The sequence below is a fragment of the Ferrovibrio xuzhouensis genome (genome assembly GCF_042648965.1).
Classification (GTDB): Bacteria; Pseudomonadota; Alphaproteobacteria; order Ferrovibrionales; family Ferrovibrionaceae; genus Ferrovibrio; species Ferrovibrio xuzhouensis.
Map to the genome: position 1 here is coordinate 222,152 of NZ_JBHRYJ010000005.1, position 21,900 is coordinate 244,051.

At 66.3% G+C, this 21,900-nt stretch carries 18 protein-coding genes; 4 read left to right on the forward strand and 14 right to left on the reverse strand.

The window, feature by feature from the left end:
• Positions 1-58 precede the first annotated feature (58 nt).
• Positions 59-511 carry a thioesterase family protein gene (locus ACFOOQ_RS19745; protein WP_379729395.1) on the forward strand — a complete coding sequence of 151 codons (453 nt, stop codon included), beginning with the start codon at positions 59-61 and terminating at the stop codon, positions 509-511.
• Positions 512-592: 81 nt separating this feature from the next.
• Here ACFOOQ_RS19745 and ACFOOQ_RS19750 read toward each other — a convergent pair whose 3' ends face one another.
• Genes ACFOOQ_RS19750 through ACFOOQ_RS19770 form a run of 5 tightly spaced genes read right to left on the reverse strand, consistent with a single transcriptional unit; the run spans position 593 to position 6,385 of the window.
• The gene (locus tag ACFOOQ_RS19750) at positions 593-865 is read right to left on the reverse strand and encodes a cupin domain-containing protein (RefSeq protein WP_379729396.1); all 273 of its coding nucleotides are present in this window, start codon (positions 863-865) and stop codon (positions 593-595) included.
• Positions 843-1,742 (reverse strand): RNA methyltransferase, encoded by a 900-nt coding sequence (locus ACFOOQ_RS19755; protein ID WP_379729397.1) that lies wholly within the window; start codon positions 1,740-1,742, stop codon positions 843-845. The genes ACFOOQ_RS19750 and ACFOOQ_RS19755 overlap by 23 nt, the downstream gene beginning before the upstream one ends.
• A 3-nt stretch (positions 1,743-1,745) precedes the next feature.
• Positions 1,746-3,365, reverse strand: coding sequence for a citramalate synthase (cimA, locus tag ACFOOQ_RS19760; RefSeq protein WP_379729398.1), 1,620 nt, complete (start codon positions 3,363-3,365; stop codon positions 1,746-1,748).
• 9 nt (positions 3,366-3,374) lie between these two features.
• A complete protein-coding gene (gltX, locus tag ACFOOQ_RS19765) occupies positions 3,375-4,703 on the reverse strand; it encodes a glutamate--tRNA ligase (RefSeq protein WP_379729399.1) in 1,329 nt (442 codons plus the stop codon).
• Positions 4,700-6,385 carry an NAD+ synthase gene (locus ACFOOQ_RS19770; RefSeq protein ID WP_379729400.1) on the reverse strand — a complete coding sequence of 562 codons (1,686 nt, stop codon included), beginning with the start codon at positions 6,383-6,385 and terminating at the stop codon, positions 4,700-4,702. Before ACFOOQ_RS19770 ends, gltX begins: the two co-directional genes overlap by 4 nt.
• 105 nt (positions 6,386-6,490) lie before the next feature.
• Here ACFOOQ_RS19770 and ACFOOQ_RS19775 point away from each other — a divergent pair, with 105 nt between their 5' ends.
• The gene (locus ACFOOQ_RS19775; RefSeq protein WP_379729401.1) at positions 6,491-7,501 is read left to right on the forward strand and encodes an NADP-dependent oxidoreductase; all 1,011 of its coding nucleotides are present in this window, start codon (positions 6,491-6,493) and stop codon (positions 7,499-7,501) included.
• Positions 7,502-7,589: 88 nt separating this feature from the next.
• Here ACFOOQ_RS19775 and ACFOOQ_RS19780 read toward each other — a convergent pair whose 3' ends face one another.
• The 8 genes from ACFOOQ_RS19780 to ACFOOQ_RS19815 form a co-directional block, all read right to left on the reverse strand.
• Positions 7,590-9,386 carry a TRAP transporter permease gene (locus ACFOOQ_RS19780; RefSeq protein ID WP_379729402.1) on the reverse strand — a complete coding sequence of 599 codons (1,797 nt, stop codon included), beginning with the start codon at positions 9,384-9,386 and terminating at the stop codon, positions 7,590-7,592.
• A gap of 25 nt (positions 9,387-9,411) precedes the next feature.
• Entirely contained in the window at positions 9,412-10,389 is a 978-nt protein-coding gene (locus ACFOOQ_RS19785) for a TAXI family TRAP transporter solute-binding subunit (protein WP_379729403.1), read from the reverse strand.
• Positions 10,390-10,445: 56 nt separating this feature from the next.
• A complete protein-coding gene (locus tag ACFOOQ_RS19790) occupies positions 10,446-11,636 on the reverse strand; it encodes a nicotinate phosphoribosyltransferase (protein WP_379729405.1) in 1,191 nt (396 codons plus the stop codon).
• Complete coding sequence (locus tag ACFOOQ_RS19795; RefSeq protein WP_379729406.1) at positions 11,620-13,008, reverse strand: class II 3-deoxy-7-phosphoheptulonate synthase; 1,389 nt, start codon at positions 13,006-13,008, stop codon at positions 11,620-11,622. The genes ACFOOQ_RS19790 and ACFOOQ_RS19795 overlap by 17 nt, the downstream gene beginning before the upstream one ends.
• Before the next feature lie 178 nt (positions 13,009-13,186).
• A complete protein-coding gene (locus tag ACFOOQ_RS19800; RefSeq protein ID WP_379729407.1) occupies positions 13,187-13,867 on the reverse strand; it encodes an acetyltransferase in 681 nt (226 codons plus the stop codon).
• 101 nt (positions 13,868-13,968) lie between these two features.
• Positions 13,969-14,697 (reverse strand): hypothetical protein, encoded by a 729-nt coding sequence (locus ACFOOQ_RS19805; protein ID WP_379729408.1) that lies wholly within the window; start codon positions 14,695-14,697, stop codon positions 13,969-13,971.
• Position 14,698: 1 nt separating this feature from the next.
• On the reverse strand, positions 14,699-16,216 hold the full coding sequence (locus ACFOOQ_RS19810; RefSeq protein ID WP_379729409.1) for a glycosyltransferase: 1,518 nt from the start codon (positions 16,214-16,216) through the stop codon (positions 14,699-14,701).
• 48 nt (positions 16,217-16,264) lie between these two features.
• Positions 16,265-17,674 carry an FAD-binding oxidoreductase gene (locus ACFOOQ_RS19815; RefSeq protein ID WP_379729410.1) on the reverse strand — a complete coding sequence of 470 codons (1,410 nt, stop codon included), beginning with the start codon at positions 17,672-17,674 and terminating at the stop codon, positions 16,265-16,267.
• A 149-nt stretch (positions 17,675-17,823) separates the two neighbouring features.
• Here ACFOOQ_RS19815 and ACFOOQ_RS19820 point away from each other — a divergent pair, with 149 nt between their 5' ends.
• Together ACFOOQ_RS19820 and ACFOOQ_RS19825 are read left to right on the forward strand one after the other, a co-directional pair.
• On the forward strand, positions 17,824-20,160 hold the full coding sequence (locus tag ACFOOQ_RS19820; protein WP_379729412.1) for an ATP-dependent helicase: 2,337 nt from the start codon (positions 17,824-17,826) through the stop codon (positions 20,158-20,160).
• Between the two features lie 17 nt (positions 20,161-20,177).
• The gene (locus tag ACFOOQ_RS19825; RefSeq protein ID WP_379729413.1) at positions 20,178-21,086 is read left to right on the forward strand and encodes a 50S ribosomal protein L11 methyltransferase; all 909 of its coding nucleotides are present in this window, start codon (positions 20,178-20,180) and stop codon (positions 21,084-21,086) included.
• Positions 21,087-21,132: 46 nt separating this feature from the next.
• On the opposite strand, the gene ACFOOQ_RS19830 is transcribed toward ACFOOQ_RS19825, so the two are convergent.
• Positions 21,133-21,480: a DUF1127 domain-containing protein gene (locus tag ACFOOQ_RS19830; RefSeq protein ID WP_379729414.1), complete on the reverse strand. Its 348-nt coding sequence runs from the start codon at positions 21,478-21,480 to the stop codon at positions 21,133-21,135.
• Positions 21,481-21,900: the final 420 nt, after the last annotated feature.

Here is a 21,900-nt window from a genome sequence, read left to right on the forward strand (position 1 = left end):
CCCTGCTCAAGATCAGGCGTCTCAAGCCGACTACAGCCGCCCGCTGGAACTGACCGGCATGACGGTGCTGCCCGCCTTCATCGATGCCAACGGGCATATGAATGTCGGCTATTACAACGTGATCTTCGACCAGGCGCTCGACGCCTTCTTCAAGCCCTTCGATCTCGACTGGTCTTACGTGCAGCGCACCAACCTGTCGACCTTCGTGCTGGAGACTCATGTCTGCTATCTGCAGGAGGTGGTCGAGGGCGATGCCTTGCGCTTCACCTTCCGGCTGCTCGGCCATGATGCCAAGCGCATCCATTATTTCATGGCAATGCATCACGCGGCGAAAGGCTATCTTGCCGCGACGTCCGAGCAGGTGCTGGTGCATGTCGATCTCGCCACCCGCCGCTCCTGCCCCTTCGGGGCCGGACACCAGGCGCTGTTCACCCGCATGATGGCGGGCCACGGCCGGCTGCCGCAGCCGGCACAGGCCGGCCGCAGCATCGGGCTGGCGAGGAAGAGTTAGTCCGTTCCGTGTCACCCGCGGGCTTGATCCGCGGGCCCCATTTAAATGGGATGCCCGGGTCAGGCCCGGGCATGACAGAGCTTACAGCTTGATCTCAACCTCGACGAAGGCCATGGCGGCCGTGCCGGCGTTGATCACGTCATGCGCCACGCCCTTGGGCCGCGAATAGCTGCCGCCGGCCTTCATCTCGATGATGCTTTCCTGGCCGTCCTTGTCGATCAGCTTCATGGTCGCATCGGTCAGGTAGGTCACCGCATAGGGGTATTCGTGGACATGGAAGCCGGTGGCGGCGTCCGGCGCGAAATCCCAGCGGGTGATGCGCACCCGCTCGTCATCCGCCTGCTGGGTCGGCACGGCCTGACCGTGATTTGCCGGACTCTGATCTGACTGGCACATCTGTCGTCTCCGTTGGCTGGGGCTGCTGTCGCTTTTTCGAATATGGTGCGCGCAACGGCCGGCCCTGCGCAATGGCTTTCAGCATGCCGCGGAAGGTGTTCACTTCCTGGGCCGCCAGCGGCACCCGCTGCAGCACGCTGCGCAGGTTGCGCAGGATGGCGGTGCGCTTCGGCTCGACATTGTGGAAAAAGCCCGAAGCCTCGAGTTCCGCCGCCAGGTGGTCGTAGAGACCCTGCAGCTCCTCCTGGGTGGCAAAGCCGCCGCGCACCGTGTCCATGCGGCTCGGCGCCGTGTCGTCGGTGGCCGTGAACCATTCATAGCCGAGCAGCAGCACGGCCTGGGCGAGGTTGAGCGACGAGAAACCCGGATTGAGCGGCACGGAAATCGCCGTATGGGCCAGCGCGACATCCTCGTTGTCCAGCCCGGTGCGCTCACGACCGAACAGAATCCCGACGCGGAAGCCGTCCGCCTCTTCCGCCCGCATGCGGGCCGCCGCCTCACGCGGGGTGACGACCTCTTTCACCATGTCGCGGTGACGCGCCGTGGTGGCATAGATCCGGTGCAGGTCGGCGACGGCCTCGGCCGTACTGCCGAACACGCTGACCGCATCGAGCACCGGATCGGCCTTGCTGGCCAGCACATAGGCCGCCGGGTTGGGCCAGCCGTCACGCGGGTTGACCAGCCGCAGTTCGGTAATCCCGCAGTTCAGCATGGCGCGCGCCGCGGCGCCGATATTCTCGCCGAGCTGCGGTTCGACCAGCACCACCACAGGGCCGCGCCGGAGCGGGCCCGGCGGGGCCAGCTTGCCGAGCTTGGGACGGAAAGTGCCGGCCATGGCTTATTTCGCCGGCCGCTTCGACGGCGCGGCCCCGTCGCGCAGCAGCTTCCATTCGACCGAATCCATCAGCGCCGAAAACGCCGCGTCGATGATGTTGGGCGAAACCCCGACGGTGAACCAGCGGTTGCCCTGGCCGTCGGCGCTCTCGATCATCACGCGGGTGGTGGCCTCGGTGCCGCCATTGAGGATACGCACCTTGAAATCCACCAGCCGCAGGTCGTCGATATAGCCCTGGTAGCGGCCGAGGTCCTTGCGTAGCGCATGATCGAGCGCGTTGACCGGACCGTTGCCCTCGGCCACCGAAAAGACCAGCTCGCCATCGACATTCAGCTTCACCGTGGCTTCCGACATGGTGACCAGCTCGCCGCGTGCGTTGTAGCGGCGTTCGACCATGACGCGGAAGCTGCGCACCTGGAAGAAATCCGGCATCAGGCCGAGCTTGCGGCGCGCCAGCACCTCGAAGCTCGCCTCGGCGCCGTCGTAGGAATAGCCTTCCGCCTCGCGCTGCTTGACCTCGTCGAGCAGCAGGTTGAGCCGGCTGTCCTCGGGATTGAACGGGATGCCGGCCTCGGTCAGGCGGACGAGAAGATTGGAGCGTCCGGCCTGGTCGGAAATCAGGATCTGCCGCGTGTTGCCGACGCTTTCCGGCGGCACATGCTCGTAGGTGCGCGGATCCTTCATCACCGCCGAGACATGCAGCCCGCCCTTGTGGGCGAAGGCCGAGGCGCCGACATAGGCGGCATGGCGGTTCGGCGCGCGGTTAAGCAGCTCGTCCAGCACCCGCGAGGTGGCGGTCAGCTGGGTCAGCTCCTGCTCGCTCAGCCCGACATCGACATGGTCGCGGAACCATGGCTTCAGCATCAGCGACGGGATCAGCGAGATCAGGTTGGCATTGCCGCAGCGCTCGCCCAGCCCGTTCAGCGTGCCCTGCACCTGGCGCACACCGGCCTTCACCGCGGCCAGCGTGTTGGCGACGGCATTCTCGGTGTCGTTATGAGTGTGGATGCCGAGGCGCGAGGCATCGCCGAGCTTCGCCGCCAGTTCGCCGACGATACGCTCGACCTCATGCGGCAGCGCACCGCCATTGGTGTCGCACAGCACCGCCCAGCGCGCGCCGGCATCGAGCGCGGCCTTCACGCATTGCGTGGCGTAATCGGGGTTGGCCTTGTAGCCGTCGAAGAAATGCTCGGCGTCGTACATCGCCTCGCCGAACTTCGCATGGGTCGCGGCGATGCTGTCGTATATCAACTCGACATTCTCGGCATTCGTGATCCCAAGCGCCACCTCGACCTGGAAATCCCAGCTCTTGCCCACGAGGCACGCGGCATCGGCGCTGGCACCGAGGATCTGCGCCAGACCGGGATCGTTGGCGGCCGAACGGCCGGGACGTTTGGTCATGCCGAAGGCGACGAATTTTGCGCGCTTCAATGCCGGCTTCTCGGCAAAGAACTCGGTGTCGATGGGATTGGCACCGGGCCAGCCGCCCTCGATATAGGCGACGCCCAGCTTGTCCAGCGCCTTGGCAATAATGCGCTTGTCCTCGACGGAGAAGTCCACTCCTTGAGTCTGCGCGCCATCGCGCAGCGTCGTGTCGAAGAGATAAACGCGATCCTTGGCCATGGTCTCCACTCAGGTCTTTGGCTGCAGGCGAGACAGCACGCGGCTGCGGCCGATCAGCGGCAGCAGGGCCGCCATTTCGGGCCCCTTGTCGCGCCCGGTCAAGGCCAAACGCAGCGGATGGAACAGGCCACGGCCTTTCGTGCCTGTCCTGGCAGAAATTTCCCCGGTCCAGGCCTTCCAGGTGGTGCCATCCCACGGCTCCGCCGGCAGGCAGGCGGCGGCGGCGGCCAGCAGGCCCTCGTCCTCGCGCGGACCGGCCATCTCACCGGCCACCACGGCCCACCAGTCGGCGGCATCGCCAAGCTTGACGATGTTGCCGCGGATGGCGAGCCAGAAGGCGTCCGTCGCGCCGGCCGGCAGGCGCGCAGCCACGGCATCGAATGGCGTCTCGTGCAGGATCTTCGCGTTCAGCAGGTCGAGGTCATGCGGATCGAGCCGGGCCGGCGCGCGGCTGAAGCGGCCGAGATCGAAGCCGTCGACCAGCTCGGCCACCGCCTGCCGCGGTTCAACCGGATCGGCCGAACCGAGCCGGGCCAGCAGGGCATTCAGCGCCATCGGCTCGTAGCCCTCTTCACGCAGATCGGCGAGGCTGAGCGAGCCAATGCGCTTCGACAGCCCGGCGCCCTCGGCATCAAGCAGCCAGGAGAAATGCCCGAACACCGGCGCCGCATACCCCAGCGCAGCGAAGATCTGGATCTGCGCGGCGGTGTTGGTGATGTGGTCCTCGCCGCGGATGATATGGGTGATGCCAAGATCGCCGTCATCGACCACGGAACTTAACGTATAGAGCGGGTAGCCGTCGGAGCGCACCAGCACCGGATCGCTCAGACTGCCCATGTCGATCTCGACAGGACCGTGCACCAGATCATCCCAGCCGACATGGCCGGGCTCGAGTTTGAAGCGCCAGTGCGGCCGGCGGCCCTCAGCCTCCAGTGTCGCGCGGTCGGCATCGGTCAGCTTCAGCGCGGCGCGGTCGTAGACCGGCGGCTTTTTCTGGCTGAGCTGCACCTTGCGGCGGAGTTCGAGTTCTTCGGCCGTCTCGTAGCAGGGATACAGCCGCCCGCTTTTCTTCAGGGCCTCGGCGGCATCGCTGTAGAGGTCGAGCCGTTCGGACTGGCGGGCGAAGCGATCCCAGTCGAGGCCGAGCCAGCGCAGGTCGGCCTCGATGCCGGCGGCGAATTCCGCCGTCGAGCGGCCGGTATCGGTATCATCGAGCCGCAGCAGGAAGGTGCCGCCATGCTTGCGTGCGTAAAGCCAGTTCAGCAGGGCGGCGCGCGCATTGCCGACATGCAGCCGGCCGGTCGGGCTCGGCGCGAACCGCACGGCGACGGGACTCATTTTTTCTGGTCCCGGAAGGCGTTGGTGATCGGATAGCGGCGGTCGCGGCCGAAGTTGCGCGCGGTGATCTTGACGCCCGGCGGCGCCTGGCGGCGCTTGTATTCGGCGATATACAGCAGGTGCTGGACCCGGCGGACGACGTCGTCGGGCTGGCCGGCGGCGACGATGTCGCGCACCGGCATCTCCTTCTCGATCAGCATCTCGAGGATGGCATCGAGCTGCTCGTAGGGCGGCAGGCTGTCCTGGTCGGTCTGGTTCTCGCGCAGCTCGGCGGTCGGCGGTCGCTGGATGATGCTGTCGGGGATGACGATGCCGTCGGGACCGAGCGCGCCGGCAGGCCTAGCCGTGTTGCGCCAGCGCGACAGGTCGAAGACCGTCATCTTGTAGACATCTTTCAGCACGCTGTAGCCGCCGCACATGTCGCCATAGAGCGTGGCATAGCCGACCGACATTTCCGACTTGTTGCCGGTGGTCAGCACCATATGGCCGAACTTGTTGCTGAGCGCCATCAGGGTGACGCCGCGCACCCGGCTCTGCAGGTTCTCTTCGGTGATGTCGGGGTCGCGGCCGTTGAAGGCCGGCGCCAGCATGCCGCCGAAGGCCTGCACCGCCGGTTCGATCGGGATGGTCTCGTAGGAGACGCCGAGCGCATCGGCGCAGGCGGCGGCATCGTCGAGGCTGAGCTGCGAAGTGTATTTCGATGGCAGCATCACGCAGCGCACGCGGTCAGGCCCCAGCGCATCGACGGCGACGGCGGCCGACAGCGCGGAATCAATGCCGCCCGACAGGCCGAGCACCACGCCGGGAAAGCGGTTGCGGTTCACATAGTCGCGCAGGCCCAGCATCATCGCTTCGTAGATCTTGGGCAGGCGATCGAGCGGTTCGGCCAGCGGGCCCGGCGCACAGTGCCAGCCGTCGTTGCCGCGCTGCCACTCGGTGACCAGCAGGTCCTCGATGAATTCCGGCTGGCGCACCGCCATGCTGCGGTCGGCATTGAGCACGAAGCCGCCGCCGTCGAAGACCAGCTCGTCCTGGCCGCCGACATAATTCACATACATCAGCGGCAGGCCGGTCTCGACCACGCGGGCGACGCCAAGATTGAGCCGAACGTCCCATTTGGCGACATCGAAGGGCGAGCCGTTCGGCACCAGCAGCAGCTCGGCGCCGGTCTCGGCCAGGCATTCGGCCACATCGGGGAACCACATGTCCTCGCAGACCATCAGGCCGAGCCGTACGCCGCGGAAGGCGGTCGGGCCGGGCAGCGGACCGGCGGCGAAGACGCGCTTCTCGTCGAACACGCCGTAATTGGGCAGCTCGTGCTTGTAGCGCAGGGCGGCGACGGCGCCGCCATCGAGCAGGGCGGCGGCATTGTACAGCTTGCCGTCGTCGACCCAGGGCGTGCCGACCACCATGCCGGGGCCGCCGTCGGTGGTCAGCGCAGCGAGCTCGCCGATGGCCACCCGGCAGGCTTCCTGCACCGAGGGGCGCAGCACCAGGTCCTCCGGCGGATAGCCGAGGATGGCGAGTTCCGGGAAGACCACGAGGTCGGCACCGGCCGCGGCGGCCCGGGCCCGGGTCGCGGCGATCAGGGCACGGTTGCCGGCAATATCGCCCATGGTCGGGTTGACCTGGGCCATGGCGATCCGGAGGCGGTCCGGCGGATTGGCGGGGGTGGCAGTCATGATGGTCAGAGTTAACCCTACGGCAGGCTTATCTCAATAGCTGCGGCAGTTTACAGTGCCGGCCATCGTTCTAGATAGCCTTGCAAATAACAAAGGGAGGCCCCGATGGCCGGGAAAAATACTCAAGTCCTGATGAAACAGCACCCCAAGGGCTGGGTCACCGAGGGTGATTTCGAGATCGTCGAGCGCGACATCCCGAAACCGGGCCCCGACCAGGTGCTGGTCCGCAACATCTACCTGTCGCTCGACCCCTACATGCGCGGCCGCATGGATGCCGTGCGCTCCTATGCCGCCCACCTCAACCCGGGCGACATGATGGGCGGCGGCACGGTCGGCCAGATCGTCGAAAGCAACGTCAAGTCGCTGCCGGTCGGCGCCTATGTCAACGGCATGCTGGGCTGGCAGGAATACGGCCTCGCCAGGGCCGGCGAACTGCGGGTGCTGGACCCCAAGATCGCGCCGATCTCGACCGCGGTCGGCGTGCTCGGCATGCCCGGCTGCACGGCGCATTACGGCCTGATGACCATCGGCCAGCCCAAGGCCGGCGAAACCGTGGTGGTCTCGGCCGCCTCGGGCGCGGTCGGCTCGGTGGTCGGCCAGGTGGCCAAGATCCAGGGCTGCCGGGTGGTCGGCATCGCCGGCGGCGCCGAGAAATGCGACTACGTGGTCAAGGAACTCGGCTTCGACGCCTGCATCGACTACAAGGCGCCGGACATGCAGGAGAAGTTCAAGGCGGCGACGCCTGATCGCGTCGACGTCTATTTCGAGAATGTCGGCGGCGAGATCATGGAAATGGTGTTCGGCCGGCTGAACGGCTTCAGCCGCGTCGCCGTCTGCGGCCTGATCGCCCAGTACAATGGCCAGCCCTACCCGTTCACCGGCATGCGCCATGTGCTGGTCAACCGCGCCAAGGTGCAGGGCTTCATCATTTCCGAGCATATGGAATACTGGCCCGGCGCGATCATGGAGATGGCCGGCTGGATCAAGTCCGGCAAGCTGAAATACAAGGAAGACATCGCCGAGGGCCTGAAGAACGCCCCCGCCGCCTTTATCGGCCTGCTGAAGGGCAAGAACTTCGGCAAGCAGCTGGTGCGGATCGCACCGGAGACGGTGTAGTTTTTTTCGTCGCTCCCGCGCAAGCAGGAGCCCCATTATCACCGTTTAATGGGATCCCCGCTTTCGCGGGGATGACGACAATCCCCCGTCAGCCGATTCCGTAGGCAAAGACCAGGGCGAGGCCGGCAGCTAAGCCGGCTGCCCGCAGCAGCCAGCGCGGGCTGACCCCGACCAGCGCCCAGGACAGCAGGGTCAGGCCGGCGCCGATCTTCAGCATCGCCAGGATGGCCAGCACCGGCGTGGTGGCCAGCGTCATCAGCGCCGGATTGGCGACGAAGCCGAGCGGGATGATGAACAGCCCGAGGCCGATGCGCATGGCCATGCCGGCGACCGGCAGCCACGGCGTGCCGGCGATGGATGCGGCGACGAACACCGTACCGCAGACCGGCGGCGTGATGGTACACAGCAGCGCATACCAGAACACGAACATATGGGCATGCAGTTCCGGCAGGCCAAGCTTGACCAGCGCCGGGCCGGCGACGGCGGCGCAGATCAGGTAGGCCGCCGTGGTCGGCAGTTCCATGCCGAGGATGGTGCAGGCCAGCGCGGTCAGCACCAGCGCCGCCCAAAGATGGCCGCCGGACAGGTCGAGGATCAGGCCGGTGATCTTCACGCCGAGCCCGGTGGCATGGAAGACGCCGACGATCAGCCCGGCGCAGATGATGATGGCGGCGATCAGCGCGATCTGCCGCGAGGCATCGACCAGCGCGGTCATGACGCGACCCACGAACAGCCGGCCCGACAGGCGGCGCGCCTTGCCGTCCCAGATCAGCATCGCCACGGTGACGGCCGTCGCCAGCATCGCCGCATAGGCCGGCGAATAGCCCAGCACCAGCAGCATGACGATCAGTACAGCCAAGGGTGCCGCGAAAAACGGCACGGCGGCAGCGGCCATGCGCCAGCCGGGCAGCTCGTCGGCCGGCAGTGCCTTCAAGCCGAAGCGCAGCGCGAAGTAATGCACGCCGACCCAGGCGGCGAAGAAGAACAACACGGCGGGCAGGATCGAGGCCACCGCGATATCGGCATAAGGCTGGCGGATCAGCTCGGCCATGATGAAGGCGGCCGAGCCCATCACCGGCGGCATGATCTGGCCACCGGTCGACGCCACCGCCTCGACGGCGGCGGCCAGCGGTCGCGGATAACCCATGCGGATCATGCCGGGAATGGTAATCGCGCCGACCGAGGCGACATTGGCCGAGGCCGAACCCGAAATCGTGCCGTAGAGCGCCGAGGCCAGCACCGAGACCTTGGCGGCACCGGCGCGGTAACCACCGGCGAGCTGGGTCGCCAGCGCCATGAAGCCCCGACCCGCCTCGCCCGCCGAGACCACGGCGCCGAGGATCATGAAGGGCACGATCAGGTCGATGGAGATGCCGGTGAGCTGACCCCACAGGCCGCCCTCGGCGAGCGTCAGGCTGCCGAGGAAATAGTCGACCGGCAGGGCCGGATGGCCGAGTGCGCCGGGCAGATACTGGCCGAAAAAGCCGTAGGCCAGGCAGAGCACGGCAACACCGGGCAGCACCGGCTGCACCGCGCGACGGGCCATCTCCAGGGTCACCAGGATCAGGCCGCCAGCCAGCACAAACTGCCACAGGCTACCATCCAGCGAACCGTACTGGTCGAGGATGGCGCGGCGGTCGAGGATCAGATAGGCCGCGCCGGCCAGGCCGAAGGCGCAGCCGGCAAAACCGATCCAGCGCTCGACGCGACTGCGCGGCCGGGCGAACAGGAAAATCCACGGCAGCGCGGCGGCGAAATGCAGCGGCCGGCTGACGAGATTCGGCACCAGGCTGGTGAAGATCAGCCAGACATGGATGCCGACGGTGATCGCGGCGCAGAGAAGAAGACCCCAACCCGGCCGCGCGCCGGCATCCTGTGACTGCATGATACGGACTGCTTGTTCCTGCGGGTTACTGCATGTCGGCCGGAATCGTCACCCCGGCCTCCTTGTAATACTTCAGCGCGCCCGGATGCAGCCTGGTGTTATGCAGGGCGGAAATCAGGTCGGGCGTCACGGCGGCCCACCAGGGATTGGTCTTCGCCATTTCGTCCTTCTTGGCCCAGAAGGCCTTGACGATGGCATAGGCGGTGGCGTCGTCCATATGGGTGGTGGCATAGGCGCCGACCGGCACGCCGACGGTGGGCACATCGACATCGACGCCCTTGTAGGTGCCTTTGGCGATGGTGATCGGGCTCGACGACGGGTCGTTCTTCACCACGATCTCGGTCTGCGCCGGCGTCAGCGGCAGGATGCGGATCGCCGTGGTGGTGGCCAGTTCCTGCAGCTGCGGGGTCGGATGCGACGAGCAGGTGGCGTAGCCGACCACCTTGCGGTTCTTCAGGGCGTTGTCGGCCGAGGCGAGCTCGACATCGACGAAGTTCACCTTGTCCTCAAGGCCGAGCAGCTTGAAGATCGTCCGCGTGCGGCCGTCGCAGAAGGTGCCATGGCCGCCAGAGATGAAATCCTTGCCGGCCAGATCGGACAGCTGCTTCACGCCGCTGTCCTCGCGCACCACGAAATGCACGGTCACATAAGGCATCACAAACAGGGTGCGGATCCCGTCATAACCCGTCTCGCCCTCGAAGGGCTTCCGGCCCTCGCGGGCGGCGGCCAGCAGGCTCGGCGGCGTGGTGAAGACGAAGTTGCCCGGCCGCTTGCCGGCTTCCTTCACGTTCTGCACCGAACCCTGGCTTTCCTCGACGGTGGCCTGGATCTGGCCCTTGGTCTCGGCGCGCAGCACCTCGCCCAGCTGCACCATCATCACGTAGTAGGACGACGAGGCGGTGGCGGATTTCAGCGTCACCCGGGTCTGGGCGGCGGCAGGGCCGGCGGCAGCCAGACCGAAAACGGCAACGGCGAGCGCAAAACGCGCGAACAGGCAGCGCATGGGTTTTCCTCCCCCAACAGATTATTTGTCAGCGGACGACTTTTGGCCCAGGCAGCCTATTTCTGCAACAGGAATTCGCGGCCGACCTTGACGCTGGGCTGGCCGTCATAGGCGACGATATCGGCCGTGGCATAGGTCTCGGTCCAGTGGTCCGGCAGGTAGGAGCCGGTGCCGACAATGTCGATCGGCGCCTGCACGCTGGCCATCACCTTGCACTTGGCGGCATTGAAGCCCGAGGAGGCGACGATCTTGACGTTGAAAAAGCCGGCCCGGTCGAGCGTGGTGCGCATGTGGAACAGCGCCGCCGCCGAAACGCCGGTGCCGACCAGCCAGCGCAGCTCGGCCTCGGTGCGGTACTGGCGGATCGCATTCGGCACATGGCGTTCCAGCACGGCATAGGAAGCCTGCGGGTCCAGCCCCTCGACATAGCGGCCGCCGTGGGTGTCGAGCCGCACGGCCAGCCGGCCGTCCTGGGCGGCATCGGGGAAACGGTTGCAGACGGCAAGCGCGTCGGTGACTTCCTGGCCGTAATAGTCGACCAGCACGGTCATCTGTTCGCCCGGAAAGGTCTCGGCATAGAGTTCGGCCGCCTTCAGCGTCGAGCCGGCATAGCCGATCAGGGCATGCGGCATGGTGCCGAAGCCCTTGTCGTTGCCGAAGTAATGCGCGGTGGCGTCGGTGGCATTGCCGATGAAGCCGGCGGCGCCGACATCGCGCCGGGCGGCACGGCCGCCGACCGAGGCGGCATAGGCCATCATGTCGGCCATCTCGGCGCCGGCGCAGTGCCGCGCATCCATGGCGAGGAAGCGCGCGTTCGGCAGGTCGCAGCACATCGAGTAGGCGTTATAAGCGGCGACGCAGGCCGGCCCGAGCTTCTGCAGGTACAGCGTCTCGAGATCGACCAGCTGCGACATCGGGCCGGTCAGATACAGCAGCGGCTCGCCGGCGCCGACCCAGGTGCCCTCCTCGTGGCAGAGGTCGATCTGGAACTTCACGCCGCGCGCGGCGGCCATTTTCTCCAGCCACTCGACCACCAGACGCGGGCAGAAGATCACCGGGCGGCGCATGAACACCGCGTAGGTGACCTGCTTGTCGCCCATGCGTTCGACGATCGCCTTGGTCTTCCTGAAATAGGCGTCGGTATTGGCGGCGACCTGACGTTCCAGCTCGGCCGCCTGGGCCGGCGGCACGAGCTGGGTCACGTCGGCCGGAGTTACGCCGGCGGTATTGTCAGGCTTGTGCGGCATGCAGCTGCAGGCCCCGGTTGCTGCGCTCGACCTTCAGCATCTCGGCGATCAGGAACGCGAGTTCCAGTGCCTGCGAGGCGTTCAGTCGCGGATCGCAGTGGGTGTGATAGCGGCTGGACAGGTCATCGTCGCCGATCGCCTGGGCACCACCCATGCATTCGGTGACGTCCTGGCCGGTCAGCTCGAGATGGATGCCGCCGGCATTGGTACCTTCGGCGATATGCACCTCGAAGAACTGCCGCACTTCCGACAGGATGCGGTCGAACGGCCGCGTCTTGTAGCCCGAGGTCGAGGTCAGCGTATTGCCATGCATCGGATCGCAGGACCACACCACGGCGCGGCCTTCCTGCTTCACCTTGCGCAGCAGCGCCGGCAAGTGCTTGTGCACCTTCTCGTGGCCCATGCGGGTGATCAGGGTCAGCCGGCCCGGCCTGTTCTGCGGGTTGAGCACGTCGATCAGGCGGATCAGCTCATCCGGATCGGTGGTCGGGCCGCATTTCAGGCCGATCGGGTTCAGTACGCCGCGCAGGAACTCGACATGAGCGCCGTCGAGCTGGCGGGTACGGTCGCCGATCCACAGCATATGCGCCGAGGTGTCGACCCATTCACCCGAGGTCGAATCCACGCGGGTCATCGCCTGCTCGTAGCCGAGCAGCAAAGCCTCGTGGCTGGTGTAGAAATCCACGGTGCGCAGTTCGTTGGTCTTCTCCGGCGTGATGCCGCAGGCTTCCATGAACGACAGGCATTCGGTGATGCGCGCCGCCAGGTCCTGCCAGCGCTCGGCCTCCGGGCTCTTGGCGACGAAGCCGAGATTCCAGCCGTGCACGCGGTGCAGGTCGGCATAGCCGCCATGGGCGAAGGCACGCACCAGGTTCAGCGAGGCGGCTGCCTGGCTGTAGGCCTCGAGCTGCCGGTTCGGATCCGGCACGCGGGCTTCCGACGTGAAATCCATGCCGTTGACAATGTCGCCGCGATAGCTCGGCAGCTCGACATCGCCGCGCTTCTCGGTATCCGACGAGCGCGGCTTGGCGAACTGGCCGGCCATGCGGCCGACCTTGACCACCGGCAGCGCGGCGCCGAACGTCAGCACTACGGCCATCTGCAGGATGACGCGGAAGGTGTCGCGGATCTTGTTGGCGTTGAACTCGGCGAAGCTCTCCGCACAGTCGCCGCCCTGCAGCAGGAAAGCACGGCCTTCGGCCACGTTGCCGAGCGCGGTGGTCAGGTTGCGGGCCTCGCCGGCAAACACGAGCGGCGGAAACTGGGCAAGCTTGGCCTCGACCGCGGCCAGGGCCGCCGCATCGGGATAATCCGGCACCTGCCGGATCGGTTTGCCTCGCCAGGACTCCGGCGACCAGTTGCGCGCACTCATCTCGACCTCTCAGGACGACAGTTACGTCTGTAACTGCTTCGTATGCCTGCGGAATTGCAGGCGGATACACAGGGCAGTGAGAATAGGGCTTCGCCCCGGGGTTTTCCAGTGCCCGAGTCGGCCTCGGCAGTCTCCGGATCCCGGCGTTTTCCCCGGATATCGGCGGCGGGCAGCCGGATCAGGCCTCGGGCAGGCTGGCCCGGGGCTTGAGCGGCCGGGCCGGGTTGCCGGCCACCACCGCATCGTCGGGGACATCCTTGACCACCACCGAGGCCATGCCGACCAGGGCCCGGGCGCCGATCCGGATATGCGGCCGGATCGACGCCGCCCCGCCGATAAAGGCATTCTCGCCGATATCGGTAAAGCCGAGGATGGTGATCCCCGACGACAGGGTGACGTAGTCGCTGATCGCCGAATGATGGTTCACCACCGTGTTCTGCAGGATGATCACATGATTGCCGATGGTCGCGCCGGCGCAGATCACGCTGTTGGCCATGATCGTGGTGCCGATGCCGACCCGGCAGTTCGGCGATACCGTCGCCGCGGGATGGATCACCGTCTCGAAGCGGTCGGCAGGAATGCCGCTGCGCGCGATCACCTCCGGCTTTTTCAGGTAGGTCGCCGGGCTGGCCACACCGTTGATGAACCAGCATCCGTCAAAGTCGCGCGCCTGGTCGACACGGCCGAGCACGGGGCGGCCGAAAATGCTGGTGCCACGATTCTGCGGCAGGTCGTCGAGAAAGCCGCGCAGGTCATAGACTGGCCGGTTCGGGGCGCGGCGGTTGATCTCGTCGACGGCATCGAGGATCGACAGCGAGTTGCCACCGGCGCCGAGGATAATGAGGGGACGTGGCGTCATGCGGCCTCGGGCTGTCTGCAGTCTGCCGACACGAAAACCACCGGATTGCGGCAGGCTGCCTTCAGGTGGCAGGCATGTCGCGGCTGCATCTTGTTCATGATTCAGGTCCGGTATTTGTGCTGCACCGGCCAGACCTGCGGCCTGATCTCGAGCCGTTCAGCCAGCACGTAGAGCGCGGCATTGTCCTGCGCCTTGCCGAACCGTCTCGTCATTTCGACCGGAAAAGCGGAAAAGCCCTCGGCCAGGTTGCACTCGATGCCGCTGATATAATGCAGGCGGAACCCGTTATCGCCGAAATAGTCGGGATAGATCGTCGGATTGAAGCTCCAGAAGCCGTGATTGTAGCGGTTCAGCGGAGCGGCATGGATCAGGAAACCGTTCTGGCCGACGGCTTCACAGGCGTTGCGGAAGGCAACGCCGACATTGAAGCAGTGTTCACAGGTACCGGTATCGATGACGATGTCGAACCGGTTGCGCAGATCATCAGGCAGTGGCTCGTTAAGATCGACGATCCGCTCGTTGCCGCGCGCCGCCACGATGTCGATCACGGTGACATCGAGGCCAAGCCGGTCCAAAACCGCCAGGGAATCATACAGCGGATCCGTCGCGCCCTGCAGACCGTGCCAGCGCCAGATCTGCGCCGCATCAGCACGTTGCGGCAGGTTCTGCATGATCTGCGGGCCGAGAATTTGCATCAGATTCGCCTCCGGCACCAGCAGGTCGGGATAACCAAGCGCCAGCGCTGTCAGCCGACGGTTGTCGCCGGTGCGCTGGCGCAAAAGCTGCACCGCCTTGGTCAGCAGGGTCAGGTATACTGCCTCGATCGCCATGTCAGCCGTTGCCTCCTCCGGTCGCCATGCCGGGCTGGCGGGCCCGGGCCAGGATATCAAAAAACCGTTCCGCCATCGCCGACCCGTTCGACATATACTCGGTATAATATCGCCGTCCCGCCGCTCCGACCGTCTGGCGGAATCCGGCATCGGCGGCCAGCTGTCCGGCGATCGCCAGATACTCCGCCTCGCTGTCGACGAAGGCCAGCGGTGCCCCACCATCCGCCGGCCGCATCAGGGCCCGGGTCTGTTCTGCCAGTGCCCCGCCGGCCTCGATCATGCGCAGGAACTGCAGGCCGTATTGCGTGTCGGGCATCGCCAGCGAGACAAAGGCGGTGCCGGCGGCCAGTGCCTGCATCGCGGTGATGCCGCAGCCGAATGGAAAGGTCTCCAGGAAAATGTCGATCACCCGCACGTACAGGCTGGTATCGACCCAGCCGATGAAATGGCAGCGGTCCGCCACGCCATGGCGGGCGAAATACGCCGTCACCGCGGGCAGTTCGCTGCGGCCGGCCCAGACGAAGCCCGCTTGCGGATGCCGCTGCAGGATCGCCGTCACCATGGCGAGATAGGCTTCGGAATTCAGCTTCTCCTCCCGCGACAGGACGCCGAACAGGATATCGTGGCAGGCAAAGCGGCTGCGCTCGGCGGCAACCCGCGCCGGATCGGCATCGGCCAGGATGTTGCCGATCGACAGCCGGATGGTTTTCCACAACTCGCCATGCATCCGGCGTTCGGTCTCCGCCCAGTTGCCCTGAGAGATATACTCGTCGATCTCCGGCAGCCGGAACGGGTGGAATTTCAGGGTCCAGAAGATCTGGACCGGCGCCACCCGCATGGTGAAGGTCATGATCGCCTGCCCCGGCGCCGACAGCCAGACGAAATGGCTGATCCCTTCGGCAGCGATACGCCGGCGCATCGACGACAGTCTTTCGTACTGGCCGTTGAGCGGCCGGCCGTTCTCGCTTTCGAGATAACAGACCTGCACGCCCAGTTCCGCACAGCGCCGGGTCAGCTCCGCGCTCTGGCCCGACAGCACGAAAACCATGGGCGTATCGTGCCATGGCATGCCGCGCGGCCGGTGCCGCAGCAATTCGAACAACGCATCGGTATGCCCCAGCAGGGCCGGGGTCTGCAGCAGGAAGGCTGCCCGCCAGGGCCGCTCCGGTTGCGGCGTCCACAGCGGCTGCGGCAGATGCGGATCGCGCAGCCGCCGGCCAAGCGCCGCCATCGGTTCCAGCCAGGACTGGAAGCAATCGCGGACATGCCGCTCGGTCTCGATCTTCTTGACGAAATGCCGGTAGAGCAGGCCATCGATCAGAAAGCCCAGTTCGGGGCTGACGTCACTGGCCATCGCCGCCGACAGCATCGCCACCACCTGCCGCCGCACCGCACCGGCCTCGTCGTGGCGGCCATGATCATGCAGCGCACCGCCCAGTTCCATCAGGGCAACGGGATTGCCCGGCTGTTGCCGGACAGCCTCTTCCGCCGCCTGCACGCTCGCTATGGCCTGGCTCATGGGCTCAGGCTAGCCGGGCCGGGGTTAACAATCTCCCGCCGCCCGTCCCTAGAGGCTGAAAATCTTGCCCGGATTCATCAGGTTATCGGGATCCAGCGCTTTCTTGATCGCCCGCATCACCGAGACCGCTTCGCCATGCTCGGCCGTCAGGTATTTCATCTTGCCGCTGCCGATGCCGTGTTCGCCGGTGCAGGTGCCGTCCATGCGCAAGGCCCGGTGCACCAGGCGCTCGCTGAAGGCCTCGACCGTCTCGACCTCTTTGGGGTTGTTGCGGTCGATCACCACGGAAAGGTGGAAATTGCCGTCGCCGACATGGCCGACCAGCGGCGCGACCAAGCCGGTCTTCACCACGTCGTCCTTGGTCTCGATGATGCAGTCGGCCAGCCGCGAGATCGGCACGCAGACATCGGTCGCCATGATCTCGCAGCCCTTGCGCAAAGCCTTGCAGGCATAGGCCGCCGCATGACGGGCCTCCCACATCCTGGCACGGTCCTCGGCCTTGGTCGCCCACTGGAAATTCTGCCCGCCATGGTCGCTGGCCAGCGCCTGCACCATCTCGGCCTGTTCCGCGACGCCGGCCTCGGTGCCGTGGAATTCCAGCATCAGCATGTTCTGCACCGGCAGATCGAGCTTGGAATACTTGTTGATCGCATCGGCCTGCACGTCGTCGAGCAGTTCGATGCGTGCCACCGGGATGCCGGCCTGGATGGTCTGGATCACGGTGTTGACCGCGCCCTCCAGGGTATCGAAGGAACAGGTCGCCGCCGCCATCGCCTCGGGGATGCCGTAGAGCTTCAGGGTGATCTCGGTGATGATGCCGAGCGTGCCTTCCGAACCGATGAACAGCCGGGTCAGGTCATAGCCGGCGGCCGACTTCTTGGCGCGCTTCGAGGTACGGATGATGCGGCCGTCGGCCATCACCACGGTCAGCGCCAGCACGTTCTCGCGCATGGTGCCATAGCGCACGGCATTGGTGCCGCTGGCGCGGGTCGAGACCATGCCGCCGAGCGAGGCATCGGCGCCAGGGTCGATCGGGAAGAACAGGCCGGTGTCGCGCAGGTATTCGTTGAGCTGCTTGCGGCGCACGCCGGGCTGCACCACGACGTCGAGATCCTCGGCATTCACCTTCAGTATCTGGTTCATCTGCATCAGGTCGATGGTGACGCCGCCCTGCAGGGCGGTGACATGGCCCTCCAGCGAAGTGCCGGCGCCATAGGGGATCACCGGCAGGCCATGGGCGGCGCAGATCTTGACGATCTCGGCGACTTCCTCGGTGCTGTCGGGGAACACCACGGCATCGGGCGGCGACGGAAGCGCCCAGGATTCGTCGCGGCCATGCTGGTCGCGCACCGGCTGGGCCGTCGACAGGCGCTCACCCAGCAGCTGCTTGAGGGCGGCAATCGCCGCATCGGTGGCGGCGGGGGTCAGGCGATGCTGGGCAGCGGCGACGAGGGCCATGGCGTTTCTCCTTGGATTCCCTACAGGTAGCGCTTTGGCGCCGGCCGGGCAATCGCCCCGATGCGCCTCCGGCGAGCCCAGACATGATCCAGACATGATGCTGGGCCGCAAAGGTGGCCCTTGGGGGCCGGTTACGCTATGTAGGCGACATGTCTTCCGACCCTTTTGACCTGTCCGGATTCGAGCCGGAAGCGGCCGCGCCGCCGCCCGAAGCCGACCGTGGCGCCGCCCTGCCCGCCCCCGACTGGCTTGCCCGCCTGAACGAGGCCCAGGGCGAGGCTGCCGCGCATCTGGACGGCCCGCTGCTGGTACTGGCCGGCGCCGGCACCGGCAAGACCCGCGTGCTGGTCTCGCGGCTGGCCAACATCCTCTACCGCCGGCTGGCCTGGCCGAGCCAGATCCTCGCGGTGACCTTCACCAACAAGGCCGCCCGCGAGATGCGCGAGCGCGTCGACCAGCTGATCGGCGGTGTCGTCGAGGGCCTGTGGCTCGGCACTTTCCACGGCATCGCCAACCGCATCCTGCGCCGCCATGCCGAGCTGGTCGGCCTGAAGCAGAATTTCACCATCCTCGACGACGACGACCAGCTGCGCCTGATCAAGCAGATCATCGAGGCCGAGGGGCTGGACGAGAAACAGCTGCCGCCGCGCCTGCTGAAGGGTCAGTTCGACCGCCTGAAGGACCGTGGCCTGGCGCCGGGCAAGCTGCCCGACAGCGAGACCGGTTTCGCCGAGGGCAAGGGGCCGCAGCTCTACCGCCTCTACTGCGAACGGCTGCTGCAGCTCAATGCCTGCGATTTCGGCGACCTGCTGCTGCATAACCTGACCCTGTTCCGCGAGCATGCGCAGGTGCTGCAGAAATACCAGCACCAGTTCCGCTACATCCTGGTCGACGAATACCAGGACACCAACGTGGCGCAGTACCTGTGGCTGCGGCTGCTGGCGCAGAAGCATCACAACATCTGCTGCGTCGGCGATGATGATCAGTCGATCTACGGCTGGCGCGGCGCCGAGGTCGGCAACATCCTGCGTTTCGAGAAGGATTTCGAGGGCGCCAAGATCGTGCGGCTGGAGCGCAACTACCGCTCGACACCGCATATCCTCGGCGCCGCCTCGGGCCTGATTGCCCATAACGAAAGCCGGCTCGGCAAGACCCTGTGGACCGAGCTGAACGAGGGCGAGAAGGTCATCGTGCAGGGCGTCTGGGACGGCGACGAGGAGGCCCGTGTCGCCGGCGAGGAGATCGAAACCCTGCAGCGCGACGGCGTCTCGCTCAACCAGATGGCCATCCTGGTACGCGCCGGCCATCAGACCCGCGCCTTCGAGGAACGCTTCCTCACCATCGGCGTGAAATACCGCGTGGTCGGCGGCCTGCGGTTTTACGAACGCCGCGAGATCCGCGACGCCATCGCCTACTTGCGCGTCATCATGCAGCCCGACGACGATCTCGCCTTCGAACGCATCGTCAACGTGCCCAAGCGCGGCCTCGGCGAGAGCACCCTGCAGATGCTGCACAAGGCGGCGCGCGCCGCCGGCCGCTCGCTGACCGCGACGCTCGACGAGCTGCTGCAGACCGACGAGATCAAACCCAAGCAGCGCAACACGCTGAAGGCCCTGATGGGTGACTTCGCGCGCTGGCGGAGCCAGGCGGCGGAACTGCCGCATACCGAAGTCGCCGAGATCGTGCTGGAGGAATCCGGCTATACGCGGATGTGGCAGGAGGACAAGTCGCCCGAGGCACCGGGCCGGCTGGAAAATCTGAAGGAACTGATCGGTGCGCTCGGCGAGTTCGAGAATTTCGCCGGCTTCCTCGACCATGTGGCGCTGGTGATGGACACCGAGAACAGCGAAGACGCCGAGATGGTCAGCCTGATGACCCTGCATGCGGCCAAGGGCCTGGAGTTCGACTACATCTTCCTGCCCGGCTGGGAGGAGGAACTCTTCCCCAGCCGCCGCTCGCTGGAAGGCAACGGCACGGCGGGTCTGGAAGAAGAACGCCGCCTCGCCTATGTCGGCCTGACGCGCGCTCGCAAGCGGGCCCATATCACCTATGCCGCCAACCGCCGCATCTACAACCAGTGGACCTCGGCGATCCCGTCGCGCTTCCTCGACGAGTTGCCGCCCGACCATGTCGAGCAGCGCGCCGCGGCCGGACTGTACCGCTCGGCGCGGCCCGGCGGCTTCGGCGGTTTCGCCGACAGCGCCACCGCCGGCGCAAATCGCGGCGATTACGGCGGCCATACTTGGGATTTCAGCCCGCAGAAACGCCGGCCGGCCGGCCTGATCGAGGGCCGCGTCCGCCATGTCAGCGACGACGACGTGGTGCAGCACAGCCCCGACGACCTCGCCTTCGGCCTCGGCGACCGCGTCTTCCACGTCAAGTTCGGCTATGGCCGCATCCGCGGCATCGAAGGCAACAAGCTGCTGATCGCCTTTGAGAAGGCCGGCGAGAAGCGCGTCATTGCCTCCTTTGTCGAAAAAGCCTGACAGCGAAAGCTCCGGTTATGCCGCTCTCTCCCGAATTCTGGTCGGTCGAACTCGACGTGCCGGTCGATCTGATCCCCGCCGCCGAGGAGCTGGTGGCTGACGAGGATCTGCTGGCGGTCTCCTCCTACGAGGTGCCGCGGCCGGGCCTGGCCATGAGTCCCGACTGGCGCCTGCAGGTGCTGTTCGATGCGCCGCCGGATGAAGGCCTGTGGCGCCGGCGCCTCGCCGATATCGCCGCAGCCCTCGGCATCGCCGCGCCGGTGATCGCCTTCCGCCACCTGCCGCCGCAGGACTGGGTGCGCCACACCAATATCGTCAATGCGCCGATTGCCGCCGGGCGGTTCTTCGTTCATGGCGCCCATGATGCCGGCAGCGCACCGCCGGGCCGGCTGGCTCTCCAGCTCGATGCCGGGCTGGCCTTCGGCACCGGCCGGGCGCCGTCCACTTACGGCTGCCTGCTGGCAATCGACGACCTCTGCCGGGTGCGGCCGCCGCGGCGCATGCTGGACATGGGGACGGGTTCGGGGATTCTCGCCATGGCGGCGGCCAAAGCCGGCACGCGGCAGTGTCTGGCCGCCGATATCGATCCGGTGGCGGTGGCGGTCACCGCGGCCAATGTGCGGCGCAACGGGCTGGCCCGGCGCATCGCCGCCCTGACCGCGAGCCGGCCGAAGGATCCGCGTCTGGTGACGGCCGGACCCTATGATCTGGTGGTGGCCAACATCCTGGCCGAACCGCTCTGCCGCATGGCGACCGGTCTCGCCCTGCTGGTGGCGCCGGGCGGCCATCTCGTCCTCTCCGGGCTGCTGGCCCGCGAGGAACGCCTGATCGTCGCCCGCTACCGGGCGACCGGACTGGCCCTGCAGCGCCGCATTGCGCGCGAGGGCTGGCACACGCTGGTTTTTGCCCGGCGGCGCCGGACCTAGTCCCGACAGCCGGCGCCCCCCTTGGCGCCGGGCCGGAACAGACGGATCAGGCCGCGGCTTCGGCCTTCAGCTTCAGGGTCTGCACCTTCGCCACCTGGGCGTCGTTCGACGGCGCCGACGGACGATAGACGTCGCCGGCCACTGCGGCCGGGATGCTGGTGCGGTTCAGGCCCATGTCATGCAGGGTGCGGTCGTCGAGCGCGCGCAGCTCGGCCTCGGCGGCCTGGCGGCGGAAGCTGGCGACCAGCATCGCCCAGCCCTGCTGCAGGGCAACGGCAATGGCGCGGGCGCGCATGCGGCGGGCTTCCATCTCGAGCTGCACGTAATCGGTCAGGCCGAGATAGTGGTACGGATAGCTGTTGAGGGTGGTGGACTGCTCGTTCGGGGTTTTCATGGCCATCTCCTTAAGTGGATGAAGCCGCCCCGGGTGTTCCTCCGTCATGCTGTGGTCCGTTTAGAATATGTCAGCATGACTGACGTAAATATTGCACTGCACAAACTGATTCGCAAGTGGTATTTTTATGAAATCCGCAATGGAATCAATTGTGTAGAAAAAATGACCAAACTGCCCCGGCTCGCTGCCCGATAATTGATCAGCATAGGGATCGTGCAGGATTTGGGCACTGCAGACCCTGCCATGCGCTCAGCGTATGGCTGCCCCCGGATTTTCGCGCATGGAAAAGGCACGGTCAAAAACCGTGCCTGAACCACACTCGGGGGAGGAAAAATGGCGGCCGGATCGCGCGACGCCCTACAGGGGAGGGGGACGCTGGGCAGGGCGCGATCCGGCGCCGGAATCGAGTTCCCGGGGGGA